15 protein-coding genes and 2 other annotated features are annotated in these 20079 nt (G+C 35.7%); of the genes, 7 read left to right on the top strand and 8 right to left on the bottom strand.

Going from position 1 to position 20079, the window contains the following annotated elements:
- The first annotated feature begins 151 nt into the window (after nucleotides 1-151).
- The 3 genes from rbr (at nucleotide 152) to ALLST_RS0104805 (ending at nucleotide 2631) form a co-directional block, all read left to right on the top strand.
- Nucleotides 152-802: a rubrerythrin gene (gene rbr / locus ALLST_RS0104795; protein WP_019892954.1), complete on the top strand. Its 651-nt coding sequence runs from the start codon at nucleotides 152-154 to the stop codon at nucleotides 800-802.
- A gap of 496 nt (nucleotides 803-1298) precedes the next feature.
- Complete coding sequence (locus tag ALLST_RS0104800) at nucleotides 1299-2405, top strand: M56 family metallopeptidase (protein WP_019892955.1); 1107 nt, start codon at nucleotides 1299-1301, stop codon at nucleotides 2403-2405.
- Nucleotides 2406-2409: 4 nt separating this feature from the next.
- The gene (locus ALLST_RS0104805) at nucleotides 2410-2631 is read left to right on the top strand and encodes a hypothetical protein (protein WP_019892956.1); all 222 of its coding nucleotides are present in this window, start codon (nucleotides 2410-2412) and stop codon (nucleotides 2629-2631) included.
- Between the two features lie 248 nt (nucleotides 2632-2879).
- Here the strand turns inward: ALLST_RS0104805 and ileS are convergent, their stop codons facing one another.
- The 4 genes from ileS to hpf all read right to left on the bottom strand — a co-directional run bounded on the left by ileS (nucleotide 2880) and on the right by hpf (nucleotide 8538).
- Nucleotides 2880-5609, bottom strand: a complete 2730-nt coding sequence (ileS, locus tag ALLST_RS0104810; protein WP_019892957.1) for an isoleucine--tRNA ligase — start codon at nucleotides 5607-5609, stop codon at nucleotides 2880-2882.
- Between the two features lie 110 nt (nucleotides 5610-5719).
- Nucleotides 5720-5965, bottom strand: a binding site (T-box leader).
- Nucleotides 5960-6793: a YlmH/Sll1252 family protein gene (locus ALLST_RS0104815; protein WP_019892958.1), complete on the bottom strand. Its 834-nt coding sequence runs from the start codon at nucleotides 6791-6793 to the stop codon at nucleotides 5960-5962. Its footprint overlaps the feature before it by 6 nt.
- Nucleotides 6794-6796: 3 nt before the next feature.
- Nucleotides 6797-7267 (bottom strand): cell division protein SepF, encoded by a 471-nt coding sequence (locus tag ALLST_RS0104820; protein ID WP_019892959.1) that lies wholly within the window; start codon nucleotides 7265-7267, stop codon nucleotides 6797-6799.
- 740 nt (nucleotides 7268-8007) lie between these two features.
- Entirely contained in the window at nucleotides 8008-8538 is a 531-nt protein-coding gene (gene hpf, locus ALLST_RS0104825; RefSeq protein ID WP_019892960.1) for a ribosome hibernation-promoting factor, HPF/YfiA family, read from the bottom strand.
- A 406-nt stretch (nucleotides 8539-8944) separates the two neighbouring features.
- Between hpf and aroF the strand changes: the two genes are divergently transcribed.
- The gene (gene aroF / locus ALLST_RS0104830) at nucleotides 8945-9958 is read left to right on the top strand and encodes a 3-deoxy-7-phosphoheptulonate synthase (RefSeq protein ID WP_019892961.1); all 1014 of its coding nucleotides are present in this window, start codon (nucleotides 8945-8947) and stop codon (nucleotides 9956-9958) included.
- A gap of 10 nt (nucleotides 9959-9968) precedes the next feature.
- Nucleotides 9969-10922, top strand: coding sequence for a tRNA modification radical SAM protein MnmL/YtqA (gene mnmL / locus ALLST_RS0104835; RefSeq protein ID WP_019892962.1), 954 nt, complete (start codon nucleotides 9969-9971; stop codon nucleotides 10920-10922).
- 241 nt (nucleotides 10923-11163) lie between these two features.
- On the opposite strand, the gene ALLST_RS0104840 is transcribed toward mnmL, so the two are convergent.
- Both ALLST_RS0104840 and aroD read right to left on the bottom strand, forming a co-directional pair.
- Complete coding sequence (locus ALLST_RS0104840) at nucleotides 11164-12309, bottom strand: iron-containing alcohol dehydrogenase (RefSeq protein WP_019892963.1); 1146 nt, start codon at nucleotides 12307-12309, stop codon at nucleotides 11164-11166.
- Between the two features lie 286 nt (nucleotides 12310-12595).
- Nucleotides 12596-13357: a type I 3-dehydroquinate dehydratase gene (gene aroD / locus ALLST_RS0104845; protein ID WP_019892964.1), complete on the bottom strand. Its 762-nt coding sequence runs from the start codon at nucleotides 13355-13357 to the stop codon at nucleotides 12596-12598.
- A gap of 671 nt (nucleotides 13358-14028) precedes the next feature.
- Here aroD and ALLST_RS0104850 point away from each other — a divergent pair.
- Nucleotides 14029-14829 (top strand): shikimate kinase, encoded by an 801-nt coding sequence (locus tag ALLST_RS0104850; RefSeq protein ID WP_019892965.1) that lies wholly within the window; start codon nucleotides 14029-14031, stop codon nucleotides 14827-14829.
- Nucleotides 14830-14850: 21 nt separating this feature from the next.
- A complete protein-coding gene (aroE, locus tag ALLST_RS0104855) occupies nucleotides 14851-15720 on the top strand; it encodes a shikimate dehydrogenase (protein WP_019892966.1) in 870 nt (289 codons plus the stop codon).
- Between the two features lie 265 nt (nucleotides 15721-15985).
- Here aroE and tyrS read toward each other — a convergent pair whose 3' ends face one another.
- Both tyrS and leuS read right to left on the bottom strand, forming a co-directional pair.
- Nucleotides 15986-17221, bottom strand: coding sequence for a tyrosine--tRNA ligase (gene tyrS, locus ALLST_RS0104860; RefSeq protein ID WP_019892967.1), 1236 nt, complete (start codon nucleotides 17219-17221; stop codon nucleotides 15986-15988).
- 90 nt (nucleotides 17222-17311) lie between these two features.
- Nucleotides 17312-17507 (bottom strand) — a binding site (T-box leader).
- Between the two features lie 60 nt (nucleotides 17508-17567).
- Entirely contained in the window at nucleotides 17568-19964 is a 2397-nt protein-coding gene (gene leuS / locus ALLST_RS0104865) for a leucine--tRNA ligase (protein ID WP_019892968.1), read from the bottom strand.
- Nucleotides 19965-20079 lie beyond the last annotated feature (115 nt).

Consider the following 20079-nt stretch of genomic DNA (forward strand, 5'->3'; position numbering starts at 1 on the left):
ATAGATTTGATGAGTCCTCTCGTTATACAATCTTTATGTAGAAATACAAAAAACGTTCTCAAAATAAGTGCAAACCAATCTCGTTCTTGTGCGAAATATGGTAAAACTTTATTAGAGAATTTATTGTTTTAAATCACAGGAGGAAACAACTATGGAAAAATGGAAATGTAAAGTTTGTGGTTACATTCATGAAGGACCACTGCCAGAAGATATTATCTGCCCTTTATGCAAAAAACCTGCTAGCGCATTTGAAAAAATTGAACCAGCAAACAAATATGCTGGAACTAAAACTGAAAAAAACTTATGGGAAGCATTCGCTGGTGAATCTCAAGCTAGAAATAAATACACTTACTTCGCTTCTGTAGCAAAAAAAGCTGGTTACGAACAAATCGCAGCTTTATTCTTACAAACAGCTGAAAACGAAAAAGAACATGCTAAATTATGGTTCAAAGCTTTAGGCGAACTTGGTGATACAGCTGCAAACCTTTTAGCTGCTGCTGAAGGTGAAAATGGTGAATGGACTGATATGTACGTTCGTATGGCTAACGATGCAGATGAAGAAGGCTTTCACGATCTTGCTGAAAAATTCCGTGGTGTTGCTGCTATCGAAAAAGCTCACGAAGAACGTTACAGAGCTTTATTAAACAACGTTAAAAACAACACAGTATTCGCTAAAGAAGACGAAACAGTTTGGGAATGCCGTAACTGCGGTCATATCGTTGTAGCTAAAACAGCTCCTGCAGTTTGCCCTGTTTGCGATCATGCACAGTCTTTCTTCGAAGTTAGAAAAGAAAACTATTAATCTTTAAAATGAGCATCGTCAAATGACGATGCTTTTTTCTATATAATTTTAAGTTTATTCATTCAAGAAACGATTCGTTATTTATATTTTCGTTAAACAGCTATTGTGTTTATTAACGATCGTTAATTTTTCTCTTTCGTTGTCGCCTTTAAAAAGCTTTGATATATTATTCTTTAAAGGAAAAACCTTTACTGTTAATTATGACTATTTAACTAAAAGAGTCATCCAATTCATAGATGTTTTGTAACAACATGACCATAAAATATTTGCCCATGATATTAAGCTTGCTTCTAATCGACTCATCATTTCAAAACAAGAAATTGATTGTACGATTTATACTCCGTATATTTTTAAAGCTGAATTTGTTTCATCTGCCATTAAGTCAATATATAAGCAAATCGTGGTCAATCATGTATAAAACGACACAGAATATGATCAAATTCCTATGTTGAAGGTTTGATCAATTGAATTAAAAATGAATGAGTAGGCGAATGATATGATTTTTAGTATTTCTTCTGTATTTATAACATTATGTGTTTCTTTATTGCTGATCGCCTTATTTAGCTTTATATTGACGCACGAAAAAAGCTATCGTTTATTTAGATCAGATTTATTATTTATATTAGCGTTAATCACTTGTCTTCGTTTATTTTTTCCGTTCGAATTCCAATTCACAAAGACAATTGTTTTACCGCCTATCATGAATCCATTAATCGATATTTTAAATCTAGAAATATTTGGACAAATTAAACTCTTAAATATTTTATTGATTATATGGGGTATAGGAATCATTGTTGGATTAGGAATTTATATTCATAACGTTCTAACTGTAAATAAAGCGGAAAATAGAATCCTTAAAAATTCAAAACGAATAAAAATGTCTGAATTATTAAATGATTTTGCGTCTCCAGATTATGATGTATATATATCTGATTCTGTTCCATCACCTATGGTTTTAGGATTTAAAAAGTGTATTCTGATACCAGACATTTCTTTTACGAAAGAAGAGCTTTTCAATATTTTAAAACACGAAGCACAACACCTAAGACAAAATGATATCTTATTGAAACAAGTTATTTCTATTTTAGTTATTATGTATTGGTGGTTTCCTCCAATCTACTTTCTAAGAAAGAATATTAATTTTTATATTGAAGTTCGAGCTGATGAAAAGGTCACAGATCAATTGGATTCTTCTTCGACGTTAGATTATGCCCAAACTTTGCTAAATGTACAAAAAAAACTTCAGAATACGAAGAGTGTGTTTTCAAACAGCCTTTCTTCTTACCTGATCGGAGAAAGCAATAGTATTCTCTCTTACCGCATCAACTATTTGTTGAATAAACAATTCAAGAAAAAAACAAATAAACTATTGCTTGGTTTATTATTTATTTTACCTATCCTGACAAATTCCATTATTTTTGAATCGTATTTTTCCGATACTGTAATTACGGAGGGAACTCTTTCTGAAGAAGAATTAATAGACATTGGATATTTGATTCAACAAAACGACGGTACATATTTGTTTTGTATAGGAAATGAAAAATATCCAATTCAAGATCCAACAGATTTAATCAAATCAGGAATACATGTCATAAAGGAGTAACACTATGAAAAAACTACTATATTCTTATTTATTATCTTCATTAACATTAGGATTTGGTTTCTTTCAGCCTATTTCTGCCTTTGCACAGCAGATTGATCCTCAAACAAATGTCGAATCTAAAAAAGATATCATTGAATGGAGATATAAAATTGAAAATGGAAAGCTTTATAAGCGTCTCTATAATGCCTCAAAAGACGAATGGATTGGAAATTGGATCTTAGCATAAAAAACATTTATAAAACTGTGTCAGTTGCCAGAACTCTATCAGAGTTTATCTAGCACCTTACACAGTTTTATTTTATCTATGTCAATATTCACAATTTGAACCTAACCGCTAAAATCAACAAGATGTAATCCTAATAGAATCCCTATAAGTAAAAAAGGATAATTTATGAAAAAAAAGCCCGAAAAAACGATTCGGTTCTTTCGGGCTCTAATTTTGATTTGAATATTTTGGATCAATGATTCAATCGATTAGTTTTTTTCTAAAACTGCAGCACAACGATCGCATAAGCCATCTTCGTGTTCAGATTCTGTGTAGTTCCAGCAACGTGGGCAAACATGACCTACCGCTTTTTCAACTGCAACTTGGCATGCTTCATAAGCTTTCAATTCGTCTTGAGTAAATTCAACACGGCTGACCATTAACCATTGAGCTAAATTGTCGATCACAGATTTGATCTGTTTTTGATCTTCTTCGCTAATGTTAATTCTTAATGCAGCTTCGTTGGATTTTTTCAACTGACCAGCTTGTTTTGCTTCTTCTAATGCTTTAAGAACATCTTTTCTCATCGCAAGAGCTTTTGCCATATCTTCTTTTAATGTTGGATCTTCAACACTTAAACCAGATTTTTCAAAACGAGTTAAGTGAATTGATTCTTCATCAAATTTCATAAGATTGTTGATCTCTTCTGTTGTATGAGCAAGGATTGGAGCCCATAAACGAGTCAGCATGGAAGCGGCAACGTATAAAACAGTTTGTACTTCACGACGATCTCTAGAATCTTTTTGATCACAGTACAGAATGTCTTTTGTGTAATCTAAGTAGTAGCTAGATAATTCATTTGTCATCAGTGTTGTTAATGTTGTAACAACGTCAGCAAAACGGAATTCATCATAAGCTTTTTTGCATGTATCAACTGCTTCATCTAATAAAGTTAAGATATAGCGATTAGAACGACTCAATGTATTTACATCTAATAAATCTTGAGCAGTGAACGTATTTTCATCCAAGTTTGCTAAAAGGAAACGGAATGTGTTACGCACTTTACGATATGTATCGGAAACTTGTTTCAAGATTTTATTTCCCATGGAGCAGTCAGCCTGATAGTCTACAGAGCAAGCCCATAAACGTAAAATATCTGCACCATATTTAGTTGTGATTTCCGATGGAGCCATAGCGTTCCATTGTGATTTGGACATTTTCTTTCCGTTTTCGTCCATTACAAAACCATGAGAAAGAACTGCTTTATATGGGGAACGGCCATGAACAGCTGTACCAACGATTAAGGAAGAGTTGAACCAACCACGATATTGGTCACTACCTTCGAAATACAAATCAGCTGGATAAGAAATTCCTCTTTCGATCATTGCCCCTGTGTGGCTGCTTCCAGAGTCGAACCAAACGTCCATTGTGTCTGTTTCTTTTGTAAAGATTCCATTAGGGGAATGTTCACTTGTATAACCTTCTGGTAAAAGGTCTTTAGCTTCTTTTTCAAACCATACGTTTGAACCGTCTTTAGCAATCAGTTCTGCGACATGGTTGAAGATTTCTTCTTCCATTAATGGAGTTCCATCTTCTCCATAGATAATTGGGATAGGTACACCCCAAGCACGCTGTCTAGAAATACACCAGTCAGAACGATCGGAAATCATGTTGTGCATTCTTCCCTCACCCCAACTTGGTGTCCATTTTACGGAGTGGATTTGTTCTAACAGTTGATCGCGGATTTTATCAATTGATGCGAACCATTGTGTCGTTGCACGGAAGATAATTGGTTTTTTAGTACGCCAGTCATGTGGATAGGAGTGGACGATATCTTCGCGAGCGAGTAATTTATCTTCTTCTGTTAACCAATCGATTACAATTTGGTTAGCATCATCAACAGTTTTACCTACTAAACGTTCACCGCATTCTTCCATCATTCGTCCTTGTTCATCTACATTGACATAAACTGGAAGATTATATTGTTTACCGATCATGAAGTCATCCATACCAAAGCCTGGAGCGGTATGAACTAAACCAGTACCGGAATCATCCGTTACGTGTTCACCAACCATCACTAAAGATTCAATTTCTGGATATAAAGGATGATATGCAGTGATATATTCAAGATCTTTACCTTTGAACATTTCACCAACTGTATAGTTTTCGATACCAAATTGTTTCATTAAGGATTCAACGAGAGTTGCTAAAACAATTAAGTTACCTTTTTCTGTTGCAACACGAACATATTCAAAACGTGGATGAACACTGATTCCTAAGTTTGCAGGGATTGTCCAAGGTGTTGTTGTCCAGATTACAAGATAGTCATCGTTATTTAAAACGCCTTTTCCATCTTTAACTTGGAATTTAACAAAGATTGTTGGAGAAGTAACATCTTTATATTCGACTTCCGCTTCCGCAAGTGCAGATTCAGAAGATGGAGACCAATAAACTGGTTTTAAACCTTGATAAATCAAACCATCAGTTGCCATTTTTCCGAAGATTTCGATCTGACGAGCTTCGAATTTTGGTTGTAATGTGATGTATGGATGATCATAATCTCCAATGCTTCCTAAAGACAAGAAACCTTTTCTCTGACGTTCTACTTGTTCTAAAGCATAGTCGTAACAAATTTTACGGAATTCAGCGATACCGATTTTTTTGCGGTCATAACCGAGTTTTGTTACTGCAGTTTCGATAGGTAAGCCGTGTGTATCCCATCCTGGGATGTATGGAACTTTGTAACCCTCCATAAATTTAGATTTAACGATGACATCTTTTAATACTTTGTTCATCGCATGTCCTAAGTGGATATCACCATTTGCATAAGGAGGCCCATCGTGTAATACGTATGATTCGCATCCTTCACGTTTGTATAACATTTTTTCGTATAGATGCTCATCTTGCCAATGTTGCTGGATACCCGGTTCTTTTTTTGCTAAGTTTCCACGCATTTCAAAGCTTGTTTTAGGCATCTGAAGTGTGTCTTTGTAATCCATGTTTTCACCTTTCCTTTTATTTCATCATTGAATTAAAATCAATAAACATCTGTATCATTGATAGACCGCTTTTTTGAAAAGATCAATCATCAAAAAAAAATAGTCATCCTAAAAAGGACGACTATGCGCGGTACCACCTTAATTCTTCAAAGTTTGCCTTTGAAGCACTCACAGATAACGGTCTGTAGCCGGAAAAAACTAATACAAATAAATGGATCAAACATACAATTCAAATCCGTTTGGTTCGCTTTTTCAGCAACAAAGGGATACCCTAAATAACGCTCATCCAGCTTTTCACCAACCAGCTGTTCTCTAAAATCCTTTTATTTAGGACGTGTCTTTGTTTATGCTTATTGATATTTGTCGATATTAACTATAAATCTCCCTTTTCGAGACAAGCCGTCCACTTCGCCAATGCGAAACTTTCCGACACGTCGAATCGAGATGTTGTCATTATTGCACAGCGTTTTAACAGTTTCAAGAATTTCGTCGTTGACTTTAACAAACCGTTGACAAATCATATCTTTTGCCATCGTCCGTGAACAATGCGCAAGGGCACTCACGATACAATCCGCTCTCATACTCGCCGTATTAATTTTAAGTTGTTCAAACGTTAATGCAGGCATGCCCTTTGCATCAGAAGAAGTAAAACGAACACTTACATTGCCAATTTTAAAAACACTTGTCGCAATAAACTCTTCTACTGAAGGTAAACACACGATATAAATCGTATTTTCATCAGCTGTAATATCACCAATCGCATCACGTTCTAATCCTGCATGCATCAGTGCACCTAATACATCTGAATGAGACAACACTTTATTTGGATGTTGATAACTTGATTTTAAAATGGCAGTGTAAGGTGGTTGTTCTAAATTCAAATTTGTATTCGACCAAGAATAATCTTGATATTCATCCCAATCGTATTCATTGAATTGTGGATTTGTTTGTTGGTCCATTTGATCTTTAGGATCCACTTGACCAACAATTAATCGTGCGCGTAATGCATTTTCTCTTCCCCCATCAAGATAATGAGGTACTTTTGTACATAAACGCAGTGCTTGATTTTGTTGGGCCGGCGTTAAAAAACCGGTCACAAACGGTAACCCAGATTTTTCAAAACGGATAATTCCGTTTGTGATATTTCTGGAAAACTGTTCCTGTCCGGTTCTTTGTTGTTTCATTGATTAAGCAAATGTTTCGTCTTCTACTTCGAGTTCCTGGTCATCTGCTGCTGTACCAAGATTGATAGTTCCGGCCACACCGATATCACTTGGATAGCAAAGAATTACATTCTGACCAATTTTCTGTACGTTACCATCTAATGCATAAACAACGCCAGAAAGGAAATCTACTGTACGACGTGCGAATTCGCGGTCAAGTTTATGAAGGTTTACAACGACTGCTCTTCCTTCTTTTAAACGAGAACCAACAACTTCAGCTTCACCGAAGCTTCTTGGTTCAAATAAAACCATTTTTGTTTTGTCATCTAATGGTGTAGGGCCATTTTTACGACGTGTTTCATAAGTGTTTGTTGGAGCTTTGTAAGTAGCTTCAGCAACGTTTGTATTTACAGGCTGTTCAACAACTTCTTCTTCGCCTTCGTATTCTTCATCTTCAGGTTCAACGAACGCTTTGAGTTTATCCATAAATCCCATGAAAAAAACCTCCTCTTTCGGTTCAATCTTATCAACAAGTTCTAATCATACCAAAGATCAAGATGAAAGAGCCCCTGATCCATTCGTACAATTGCAATACTTAATAAAGTAAATAACACATGTGCGCTTACTATATAAAAGATATAAAAAGATTTCAGCAAAAAAAGTGCTATCCTTAAATTGCGGGTCAAAAAGAGAAAACCAAAAACGAAAAGTAACAGCTTTCAATTTTTAAGGGGTTTATACTGAACACTTACAACCAGACAGCATGTTAGTCTTTATCAAGTAATCTATCTATAAGATTTATCTTGCACATAGAGAGTTTACATGATTCACCTAAAAAAAAGTAGAGTGAAGCATGAAATTTAGGAATTCACATTATTTTTCCTAAATCCACGTTTTATGAAACAAACCACTATTTTTCTTTCAAAAAGTCTTGTTCTTTCTATTTTTTACATCTTTGTAACGCGTGTTTCACGATAAATTCACCGATCTTTTCCATATAATTCAATGTCTAAAAACTAATCAATCAAAACAAGATAAGATAAAGATATTTAAATTATTATCTCTTTTTATGCAATATATGTCACTAAAAAAAGAAATCAACCTCTTCTTGAATTGTCGAGGTTGATTTCTCTACTATTTAATATTTAAGAATTATTAGCATGATCCGATATTACATGGATCATCTCTTATTGATAAGAGTTAAAATAATATATTATCAGAAATTATTGGCGAAATTATTCCGTTTCAATTAGACCATAACCACCATTATTTCGAACGTATACAACAGCGATTTTGTCTGTTTCATCATCTGTATAAATGAAGAAGCTGTGTCCTAATAAGTCCATCTTTGCAATTGCTTCGTCCAAAGGTAATTTTTCTGGGACGATACTCTTAGTTTTTACGATTTCATCTGCAGGATCAGGTTCTCCAAGTAAATCATAATCTAAAAATGCTTCGTATAGAGGGTTTCCTTTCTTGTTTGCCAAACGAGTTTTTTGTCTACGAATTTGGTCTTTTAATTTATCCACGACTTTATCAATTGCATTGAATACATCTGCTTCGGAAGTTTCCGCACGCAGAATTGCAAATTTGGTTGGAATAGTCACCTCAATCTTTTCTTTTGTTGGATAAGATGTGAGTAGAACGTTTGCGACGTCGTTTTCACTAATCAAGAAATAGCGTTCCAAACCTTTTAGTTTTTTTGTTACTCTTTCTTCAAGAGCTTGGTTAACTGCGTAGTTCTTGCCAACGATATTGATTTTCATAAGATCACTCTCCGTTTCAATACACTTCATGTTTTGAAGTATTTCTATGATTAAATGATAGTTCATATCTATTCTTGAGTCAAAAACAAACCAACTTAGCCACTTTATGATCCAATTCAGTCCACTTTAAGCTTTTTTATTGCATTGTTTAATTTTTTGTGATTCATAAGATAGAGTGCAAGAAGTCTTTTTCTGTATGTCGTATCCTTTTATCCATCGTTATATAAAATAAACACTTTTTTAAACATCTTGTAATTTTTTTGAAAATGATTTATTTCTTACTTTTTCTTTCATTCTGTTTTCGATATTATGTGTGAAATTAAAAACTATAAATTCATAAGGATACGCAGTACAATTTTTGCGTCTTGTGAATATTAGATATACAAAGAAAGAGGTCTCTAATCTTATGATTATTACTTTAAAAAAGACAGCTCCCGAACAAGAAGTGAATCATTTGATTCACAATCTTGAAGATCGTGGTTTAACAATTACCCGCATCGTCGGTCAAAACTATGACGTTTTTGGTTTAGTTGGCGATACAGCTTCCATTGATGAACGTTCTATTTTAGCTAACCCAATTGTTTATAACGTACAACGCGTTGCTCAACCTTATAAGCTTGCTAATCGCATGTTCCATCCGGAGGATACAATTGTTGACGTTTGTGGCATCCCTATTGGTGGCAAAAAAATCATCATGATTGCCGGACCTTGCGCAGTAGAAGGTGAACAAGCAATTTGTTCTACTGCTGGCAAAGTCTTAGAAGCTGGTGCCGACATGCTTCGTGGTGGAGCATACAAACCAAGAACTTCTCCTTATTCTTTCCAAGGGATGGGCAGTGCTGGAATTGAAGCGTTAAAAAAAGCAAAAGAACAAACTGGATTACCGATCGTAACTGAATTAATGAGCATCGATAAACTTGATGAATTTGTCGAAAATGTAGATGTGATACAAATTGGTGCTCGCAACATGCAAAATTTTGATTTATTAAAAGCTGTTGGCCGGACAAACAAACCTGTCCTTTTAAAACGAGGACTTGCCAATACAATCGAAGAATGGATTATGGCAGCCGAATATATTATGTCCGAAGGCAATCCGAATGTAATTTTCTGCGAACGTGGTATCCGTACGTTTGAAAAATACACACGCAATACGCTTGATTTAGCCGTTATTCCAATTATTAAAGAACGAACTCACTTACCCATTATTATTGACCCATCTCATGCGACTGGCGATTGGAAATTAGTAGAAGCGCAAGCTTTAGCGGCGATTGCTGCAGGCGCGGATGGTTTAATCATTGAAGTGCATGAAGACCCTGCACATGCTTGGTCTGATGGTGCTCAATCCTTAAAACCGGATAAATATGCCCAACTCATTCAAAAAGCACGAGCAATTGCTTCCGTTGTTGGCAGAACCCTTTAAAATAGAATACATGAATCAAATTTTAGACAACCCGTTTCCTTATTCCAATACGAATAAGCGATACCATACTTTCTCATATGCAACCAAAGAAATGTATCATCATAAAGTCGCAAAAATCCCACTCAACGCGGGATTCACTTGTCCAAACCGTGATGGCACAAAATCAGTGGGTGGCTGTCGCTTTTGTTCATCAAATGGCAGTGGTGATACCATATTAAGCGCACAAAGTACACTTGAAACCCAATTCACAGATAACTTAAAACGTGCTCAACAAAAATGGCCAGATTGTTTAGGAATCCCCTACTTCCAATCTTTTTCCAACACATACGCGCCATTAGAATTACTCAAAAAGATCTACACGCCGTTTTATCAGCGTGACGATATCGTCGCAATTGCGATTGCAACACGCACAGACTGTTTTACCGAAGAACAAGCTAAATGGTTTTCAAAGCAAGAGAAAACAACTTGGCTTGAATTTGGCTTACAAAGTATTCATGATAAAACTGCCAAAGCGATGAACTTTGCGCATAGTGCTCAAGATGCTAAAAAAGCAATTGAACTTTGTCATCGATACCATCTTAAATCTTGCCTACATATTATTAACGGCTTACCAAACGAAACAGAAAAGATGATGTTAGAGACCGCAAAATTTGTTGCTGATCTCCATCCCGATGCTATTAAAATCCATATGTTGCATTTATTAGACAACTCTGTGCTCGGTCAAGAATGGAAACAACAGCCTTTTGATCTTTTGACTTTAGAACAATATGTCTCCATTACTTGTGATCAACTAGAAATCCTTCCATCTGAAATGATTATCGAACGTGTCACCGGTGATGGATTAGCGAGTGATTTACTTGCTCCGCTTTGGACACAAAAGAAAACAATCGTTGCAAATGAAATCGATAAAGAGCTATTGCGAAGAAACTCTTGGCAAGGCAAATATTATGTCGCAAACAAATAAATGACTTGATAGCAGACTACTGCAATCATTTCCTTATTTTTGAGCAACACTCTATCCGATCCCTTGTTGCATGAATAACCGCACAAAAAATATTGTTTAACGTAATAGAACGGTCTTTATTTTCAGGCCGTTCTTTTTTCTTATAAATTTGATCAGCCTACAGCAATAAAAAAAGCCTCAAATGGCAGACAAATGAATCAAATTAGTTATTTGTCCTTCTACATTGAGGCGTAAAAAACATTTACATACATTGTTTAAGAATCGTCAAAATTTTTTCAGAATTTAAATCCCCCACGGCACTCTCAATAATGCGTGAAGAGTTTGCAACTTTTTCTAAAATTTCTTCTGTAATTTCGCAAGTTGAGTCCAAATCTGATAATTTCGTTGGCAATCCACAATCGACAATTAATTGTTCTAATGCATCAATTCCTTGCATTGCATCATCACAATCAAATACATATTTCGCAAATTGTTTAAACTTTGAAGGTGCACTTTGTGCGATCATTCGATAATACGTCGGATGAATAGCGGCTAAACCTTGCCCATGATTACAATCGGTATAAACAGCGAGTTGATGCTCAATTTGGTGACATTGAAAACCTGTTGGTCGACCTAATTTAATGATTCCATTAATGGCCATCGATGAATCCCACATTAAGTTTGTTCGTGCTTTTAGATCATTGAAATTTGCGAGCAATAAACGCATATTGCGCACTGTATTTAAACAAATCGCTAAAGCTAGATCATCAGAAACGCTATTTTCATCTGTTGTACCAAAATACGTTTCCATCGCATGTGATAAAGTATCAAATGCACCAGAGAAAATTTGTTTACGAGGCACACTTTGAGTATAAGTCGGATCTAAGAAAGCAAATACTGGGGCTAAACCTTTCATGCCCCCTTTCCATTCTTTTTCTTCATGCGTGATGACACCGATATTGTTCATCTCTGATCCTGTTCCTGTAGCCGTTACAATTGCACCGACTGGAATTGATTGAGTAGGCATTTGTTTATTGACTATTTCCATTTGCCACAAATCTTCGTCGACCATTGCTTGCGTACCAATGATTTTCGAACAATCCATGACACTTCCGCCGCCTAAAGCCAAAATAAAATCAATATGATGTTCGCGAATAAGTTTTACCCCTTCTTGAACTTTGGCATAAGTTGGATTAGGCATAATCCCCGCAAATTCAACAACCGTTTTTCCCGCTTGGTTTAAAAGAGTAATGACTTCATCATAAATGCCGGTGCGTTTTACTGAACCTTTACCCATTGTCAATAAAACATTTTGTCCCATTTGATCCAATTCTTTACTTAACGAATCACGAACACAGTGTTCACCAAAATAAACTCTTGTTGGATATTCAAAATAAAATGGTTGCATTTTCGTACCTTCCTTATTGAATGTGTTTTTTCTTATATTGTAGCGTTAAATCAAAGCGACATTCAATAAAACACAAAACCTTTCGATCCTATATTGATAAGTGATTCATTTACGATTTCTTGTGTATCTGTTATATAAATGTTCTAGATCCACAATTTATGTTCCACTTATATCAATCCCCCAAAATTTTTTATGTTATTAAGTGTTGCACTTATTACGATAATTCACCATTAACAAAAAAAACGATCACCTGCATTCACATCAGATAATCGATTTTCGTTTCACGTTATATCGCTTGATGAATCGCATTTAATACATCATTCAAATCGGCGACGTCCATCTGACCTGGAGCTGATGCTGTTTGAGCAGCACCAAATGTCATGCTTGAACCAAAGGACTCACCCGCCAAACGAGAGATGATCCCCATTGTCCCCATCGACATCGTAATAATTGGCCGATCAGCATAATCATTTACCATTTCTTCTGTAGCAGCAAGAAGCGTTAATACATCTTTCATATTCTTTGGCATAACCGCGATTTTTGGAATATCGGCATCTAAGTCTTGCATCATTCTCAAACGATTCACAATATCGGATTTTGCCGGTGTTTGGACAAAGTCATGGTTAGATACAACAACTTTAACACCACATGCATGTGCTTGTTCAATAATTGTTTGAACAACATTATTACCAGAGAACAGTTCAACATCGACTAAATCGACTAAACCACTTTTGGCAGCATTAACATTTAATGCGATGTAGTCTTTTATATCAATTGCTTTTTTGCCACCTTCTTTAGAAGTACGGAACGTCATTAAAATTGGCGTATTAGCTAAAACGAGTCGAAGATCTTTTAATAATGTCTCCACTGCATTCCAGTCTTGGCTATGTTCAAACCAGTCCACCCGCCACTCAACAACATCTAATGGGATCTCTTTAAAAGATTTTGCTTCACGAATAATTTCTTCATGGCTCGTCCCAACGATGGGAACAATGATTTTGGGTTTTCCAACGCCAATTTCGATATTACGAACTTTAATTGTATTCATGTGTACCTCTTTCGCGATTTTAAAAATATTTATAGGTGTATTATGACCAAGGTTTATTATAAGAGCAAATCTCATAAGATTTTGCGGATCATTAATTTTTTCATTTTAAGGTGTAAAGTTCCAAAGCAAACAAAAATGGACCATCGCAAAAAAAACGCTCAACTCATTTTACAAAACACAGATCGTAATCAAACAATTTATTTTCAATCATAGGTAAAATCATACCCTTGAATTACAGTTCTTTTTGCAAATTTCAGACAAGAAATCCTCTTTTCTTCTAGCGCGATTCATTGCAAACTAAGTTGGAATGACACCAATTTGGATAATTATAATAAGAGCCAAAAAGAAGCGATAGTCAGGATGTTAACCAGATCTTAGCAAAAACAATCTTTATTGAACCACCTTTCACAGATAAATTTACTAATGTAAATTCTATGATAGATCAATTCGGTATTTAATCCTCCTTCGCCTCTCCCCCATTTCAGAATTATTATTTCGTTCAAGTTTAAAGGCAATTTTTAAAGGAACGCTTTTAACTTAAATAAAATCAAAAAGAGTGAGCAAATAATGAAAAATAAACATAGCTCGTTGTAAGAAAAGTGCGATTCCTTTACTGAACATTTTGTGCTGATTATACTAGAGGGCATATAACAAAGACAAAGGTAATAGAAATGGAAAAACTTCAAAAACTGAGTAATGATCTCGATATGTGTGATGAAGTCATCATGGACATATTGCGCATGCGTTGTCAAATCGTTCAAGAACTCATTCACTACAAACAAGAAAATGGTCTTTCACCTATTCAACCAGAACAAGAACAACAACAAAAGAAAGATATCTTCACAAAGAAATTAGCTGATTATGAATACCAACAATCGATCATGTCGATTTATGACTTTATTATTGATCAGTCCAAACGAATCCAAAGCCACGAGCTCTTTGGCCAAAATATCTTCCTAGTTGGATTTATGGGCGCAGGCAAAAGTACTGTTTCATCTTATTTGAAAAATACCTTTTCGATGGATGTTATTGAAATGGATGAAATCATTGCCAAGCGCAATGGTATGTCAATTTCCGAAATATTTGAATTGCATGGCGAACAATATTTCAGAAATGAAGAAACGGAACTACTGCGTGAATGTCAAAACAAGAAGAATCAAATCATCTCTTGTGGAGGAGGCGTAGCAATGCGCCAAGTTAACGTCGATGAAATGCGTAAATCTGGCACAATTGTCTTATTAACCGCTTCTCCAGAGACAATTTTAGAGCGTGTACAATCAAGTCATGATCGCCCATTATTAGAAAATAATAAAACGATTGAACATATCACTTCTTTAATGCAGGCACGAGAACAAGCTTATCAAAACGCTGCCGATATCATCGTCAATACTGATGGCAAATCTGTTTTTGAAATCTGCGAAGAAATCGTTAATAAAGTTCAACCTTTAAAAATTGAATCTACGACTGCTTAACGCACGAAGAAAGGAATATTTATGACAACTCCAATTACTGGTCATACGGGTTTACTTTGCCTACTTGGCTCCCCCGTTGAACATTCGATCTCCCCTGCTATGCATAATGAAGCATGTAATGCGCTAAATTTAGACTATCGTTATCTTGCTTTTGATGTTTGTGAAGATCAAATGCCTAGTGCTGTAGAAGGATTAAAAGCACTTGGCGTACGTGGTTGGAACATTACCATGCCGGGAAAAAACATCATGTGCAAATTAGCTGACGAACTGTCTGCAGCAAGTGAAATTACAGGAGCCTGTAATACAATCGTCAATGATCATGGTAAATTAACTGCCTACACGACCGATGGAATCGGATTTATGGAAGCAGTGAAAGAAAACGGTGTTAACATTATTGGCGAAAATATGACTTTACTTGGTGCTGGAGGAGCAGCATGCGCAATTTTAGTCCAAGCAGCACTTGATGGTGTTCGCCAAATCGATGTCTTTAACGTTCGTGATCCTTTCTTTTCTCGTTTAGAAGAAATCGCACAAAAATTAAACGAGCGCACAGCATGCAAAGTTATCGTTCATGATTTTGAGGATCCTCAACAATTAAAAGATGCGATTGCCAACAGTCGAATTTTAGTCAATGGCACTTCAGTTGGTATGGCACCTAAAACGGAAGCGACACTGATTCCAGATCCATCTTTCTTCCATCAAAACTTGTTCGTCTTTGATGTAATCTATAACCCGGCAAAAACACGCCTTTTAAAGGATGCCGAAGCTGCTGGTTGCCAAACTGCTAATGGATTATTCATGTTGTTATATCAAGGTGCTGCCTCTTTTGAATTATGGACAGGTCAAAAAATGCCTGTTCAACTCATTAAAGACAAATATTTCAAACAATAATTCCATTTACATTCTTAATTGATCTCTAATTTTTTTGTTCAATGTAAATTGAATCAAACAAAAAAATTCATTTTTATGTTTGATATAAGGACGCTATATTGCGTCCTTTTTCTGTATTTCCCTTCGTTTTTAAGTAAGTTTTGCTAAATCAATCAAAAATACCTTATTCATAAAGTAAAATTGCAGGAATACGAATGGACATCAAAAAACGAGCTTTTGATCAAGTTTCCTTGTCGTTAAGCTCGTTTTTTGATTTTGATCTTGATTATTCGCTAATCAATTCGATTGCATAGTTTTTCTTTTTACCACGACGAATTAATAACACGTTATCCACATATGCTTGGCTTAAATCAATGATCATATTTGGATCGTTGACTTTCACGCCATTTAAGCTAATTGCATTTCCTTTTGTCCATTCACGTGCTTCACGTTTGGAAGAAGCAATTTTACCATTGACTAAAATATCTTCTAATTTGCCTGGCGCAAGTTGAATTTTTTCCATATCAGCAACAGCTTGTTTTCTTTGATCGGCATCTAATTCTTGTAAAGAGCCTGTGAACAATGCTTCAGTGATTTTAATTGCTGTATCTAATGCTTCTTGACCGTGTAAATCACGAACAACTTCTTCAGCTAAACGCTTATGTGCTTTACGTGCACCGGCATTTTCTTCTAACTCTTTTTCTAATTCCATGATTTCTTCCACGGATAAGAAAGTCAGTTTTTTGATATATTCGATAACTTTGGAATCTTCAGTGTTTAGCAAGAATTGGTATAACTGGAATGGACTTGTTTTATTTGGATCTAACCATACTGTACCACTTTCAGATTTTCCGAATTTTGTACCATCTGCTTTTGTGATCAATGGCATTGTTAAACCATATACTTTTGTTTGCGCACCGTGTTTTTTACGGATTAATTCCAAACCTGAAGTGATGTTTCCCCATTGGTCCTGACCACCGATTTGCATTGTACAATTACGTGTTTCATAAAGATTTAAAAAGTCCATGGATTGTAAAATCATGTAGGAGAATTCTGTGTAAGAAATTCCGCTTTCTAATCTTCTTTTTACGGTTTCTTTGTTCAACATGTAGTTGATATTGAAATGTTTCCCAAAGTCACGTAAGTAGTCAATTACAGAAAGGTCTTTTGTCCAATCTAAGTTGTTAACCATTGGAAAACCCCATAATTTTTCAATTTGATCATGGAGTGCATTAAAGTTATGTAACAAAGTTTCTGGCGTTAACATGCTTCTTTCGCCAGTTGCTTTTGGATCTCCAATAAATCCAGTAGCTCCCCCAACCAACATAATTGGGTGATGGCCATGCTGTTGCAGACGTTTAGCCATTAAAAGTGAGCTGTAGTGACCAATGTGTAAAGAATCAGCAGTTGGGTCTGTTCCAATATAGAACGTTAATTCACCATTATTGATTTCATCTTCAACCTCTGGAGAAGTGACCGCATTGATCAAACCACGCCAGTTCAATTCATCGTAGAATTTCATAGTTCCTCCTTATATGTATTACAAAATTTTTTTCATCATAGACAATTGAAATTAAAGAGAGGATTTTTCCACAAAATAAAACCGCGCACTATCAAGGACGACAATGCGCGGTACCACCTTTCTTCATCAAACAATATGTGTTTAATGCACTTTTCCATTAACGCAGGATCACGTTCAATATGAAAGCTCCAAGGTGTATTTCAGCAGGCTTCCATTATGTCTTGCACCAACCGACAATTCTCTAAAATGAAAGATTCTGCGTACTTCTCCTCTTCAATGCCTTAAAAAGATTATAACGATTTATCGTTGGGTTTCAACCAACAAATGAATAGACGTTTTGGATTGTCTATTTTGCAACGATGTTCACAACTTTTCCTTTGACAACGATGACTTTTTTCACTTCTTTGCCTTCGAGTTGTTTTTGAACAGTTTTTAATTCAAGTGCCATTTGTTCGAGACTTTGATCATCTGTTCCTGTTTCAACTTCAAATTTACCACGAACTTTACCATTGACTTGAACGACAACAGTATGGCTTGTTTCTACTAATTTAGATTCATCCCATTGTGGCCAAGATTCATAAGCGATTGTTCCTTCATGGTGTAACACTTCGCTATAAATTTCTTCACCTAAGTGAGGCGCAAATGTGGAGAACATCTTCACAAAGCCTTCTGCATATGGACGATAGATTTCTTTAACTTTATACGCTTCATTAATGAAAACCATCATTTGTGAAATAGCTGTATTGAAGTTCAAAGAATCGATGTCTTTAGAAACTTTTTTAACGGTCTGGTTATAGATTTTATCTAATTTACCATCATTTGTATCTGTATAAATTGCTTCGCTAGAGAAATAACGCCATACACGTTCTAGCCATTTACGTGTTCCATCTAATCCATTTTCAGACCATGGTAATCCAGATTCCAATGGTCCCATAAACATTTCGTATACACGTAAAGCGTCTGCACCATGGCTGACAATAATGTCATCTGGGTTAACAACGTTTCCTCTTGATTTGGACATTTTTTCGCCATTGTTTCCTAAGATCATTCCTTGGTGGAATAATTTTTGGAATGGTTCTTTAGTTGGAACTACACCTAAATCATATAAAACTTTGTGCCAGAAACGAGCATACAACAAGTGAAGAACAGCATGTTCTGCACCACCGATATATAAATCAACAGGTAACCAGTGTTTCAATAATTCTGGATCTGCAATCGCATTGTCATTTTTTGGATCGATGTAACGTAAGTAATACCAGCAGCTTCCTGCCCATTGTGGCATTGTGTTTGTTTCACGAACCCCTTTGACACCATCGATTTCAACATTTAACCAATCAGCGCAGTTAGCAAGTGGGGACTCCCCATTATCTGCAGGTTGGAAGTTATCTGTTGCAGGAAGTTCTAATGGTAATTGTTCAATATCAACTGTACGTGTTGTTCCATCTTCCATATGAATAATTGGAATTGGTTCACCCCAATAACGTTGTCTAGAGAACAACCAGTCTCTTAATTTATAAGTTGTTTTAGCATTACCGCAATGGTGTTCTTCTAACCAAGCGATCATTTTATCAATCGCTTCTTGTTTGCCTAAGCCATTTAACCATTCTGAGTTAATATGAACGCCATCTTCTGTAAATGCTTCTTCTTCAACATTTCCACCTTCTAAAACTGGAATGATGTCGAGACCAAATTTTTTCGCAAATGCGTAGTCACGTGTATCATGCGCTGGAACGGCCATGATTGCACCTGTACCATAGCTAGCTAAAACATAGTCAGAAATCCAAATTGGAATTTTGCGACCGTTTACTGGGTTGATTGCATAAGCACCAGTAAATACACCTGTTTTATCTTTATTTAAATCTGTACGTTGTAAATCAGATTTAGATGCACATTCTTTTTTATATGCTTGAATGGCTTCCATTTGTTCTGGTGTCGTAATTTCATCAACAAAAGGATGTTCTGGAGCCATAACGCAATATGTTGCCCCAAATAAAGTATCGGCACGTGTTGTGAAAACAGTGAATTCTTTATCGTGTCCATCAACTTTAAATACAACATTTGCCCCTGTAGATTTACCAATCCAGTTACGTTGCATTTCTTTTGTTGAAGATGGCCAATCAACTAAATCTAAGTCTTCCAATAAGCGATCAGCATATTCAGTAATTTTTAATACCCACTGACGCATTGGTTTACGGATGACAGGATAGCCACCACGTTCACTTTTACCATCGATTACTTCTTCGTTAGCAAGTACTGCTTTTAATTCTGGGCACCAGTTTACTGGAATTTCATCGACATAAGCTAAGCCTTTTTCATAAAGTTTTGTGAAAATCCATTGTGTCCATTTGTAGTAATCTGGATGAGATGTCGCAATTTCACGATCCCAGTCATAGGAGAAGCCTAATGCTTGAATTTGTTCGCGGAAATGATCGATATTTTTTTCCGTGAAGACAGAAGGGTGATGTCCTGTTTGAATCGCAAATTGTTCTGCAGGTAAACCGAAAGAGTCAAACCCAATTGGATGTAAAACGTTATAGCCTTCCATGCGTTTTTTACGAGAAATAATATCTGTTGCGGTATATCCTTCTGGGTGACCTACGTGAAGACCATTTCCTGATGGATATGGGAACATATCTAAAGCATAAAATTTTGGTTTAGAAAAATCATAGGTATCTGTTTTAAATGTTTTGTTTTCTAACCAGTATTTTTGCCATTTCTTTTCGACTGATTGATGATCGTACATACTTATTTCCTTTCTTATGCATATCGATTCTATTCGAACCGTCGTCAACTTTTTTTATTTAAGCACTCCAAATCGCTTGCAGTCCGGATCACAAAAAAACGCCCTTACTGTTACA

It is taken from the genome of Allobaculum stercoricanis DSM 13633 (assembly GCF_000384195.1).
Lineage (GTDB): Bacteria > Bacillota_I > Bacilli_A > Erysipelotrichales > Erysipelotrichaceae > Allobaculum > Allobaculum stercoricanis.

Excerpts from the sequence above, each read along its gene's own strand:
- rbr (WP_019892954.1), top strand. The coding sequence starts at position 152 with ATGGAAAAATGGAAATGTAAAGTTTGTGGTTACATTCATGAAGGACCA.
- ALLST_RS0104800 (WP_019892955.1), top strand. The coding sequence starts at position 1,299 with ATGATTTTTAGTATTTCTTCTGTATTTATAACATTATGTGTTTCTTTA.
- ALLST_RS0104805 (WP_019892956.1), top strand. The coding sequence starts at position 2,410 with ATGAAAAAACTACTATATTCTTATTTATTATCTTCATTAACATTAGGA.
- ileS (WP_019892957.1), bottom strand. The coding sequence starts at position 5,609 with ATGGATTACAAAGACACACTTCAGATGCCTAAAACAAGCTTTGAAATG.
- ALLST_RS0104815 (WP_019892958.1), bottom strand. The coding sequence starts at position 6,793 with ATGAAACAACAAAGAACCGGACAGGAACAGTTTTCCAGAAATATCACA.
- ALLST_RS0104820 (WP_019892959.1), bottom strand. The coding sequence starts at position 7,267 with ATGGGATTTATGGATAAACTCAAAGCGTTCGTTGAACCTGAAGATGAA.
- hpf (WP_019892960.1), bottom strand. The coding sequence starts at position 8,538 with ATGAAAATCAATATCGTTGGCAAGAACTACGCAGTTAACCAAGCTCTT.
- aroF (WP_019892961.1), top strand. The coding sequence starts at position 8,945 with ATGATTATTACTTTAAAAAAGACAGCTCCCGAACAAGAAGTGAATCAT.
- mnmL (WP_019892962.1), top strand. The coding sequence starts at position 9,969 with ATGAATCAAATTTTAGACAACCCGTTTCCTTATTCCAATACGAATAAG.
- ALLST_RS0104840 (WP_019892963.1), bottom strand. The coding sequence starts at position 12,309 with ATGCAACCATTTTATTTTGAATATCCAACAAGAGTTTATTTTGGTGAA.
- aroD (WP_019892964.1), bottom strand. The coding sequence starts at position 13,357 with ATGAATACAATTAAAGTTCGTAATATCGAAATTGGCGTTGGAAAACCC.
- ALLST_RS0104850 (WP_019892965.1), top strand. The coding sequence starts at position 14,029 with ATGGAAAAACTTCAAAAACTGAGTAATGATCTCGATATGTGTGATGAA.
- aroE (WP_019892966.1), top strand. The coding sequence starts at position 14,851 with ATGACAACTCCAATTACTGGTCATACGGGTTTACTTTGCCTACTTGGC.
- tyrS (WP_019892967.1), bottom strand. The coding sequence starts at position 17,221 with ATGAAATTCTACGATGAATTGAACTGGCGTGGTTTGATCAATGCGGTC.
- leuS (WP_019892968.1), bottom strand. The coding sequence starts at position 19,964 with ATGTACGATCATCAATCAGTCGAAAAGAAATGGCAAAAATACTGGTTA.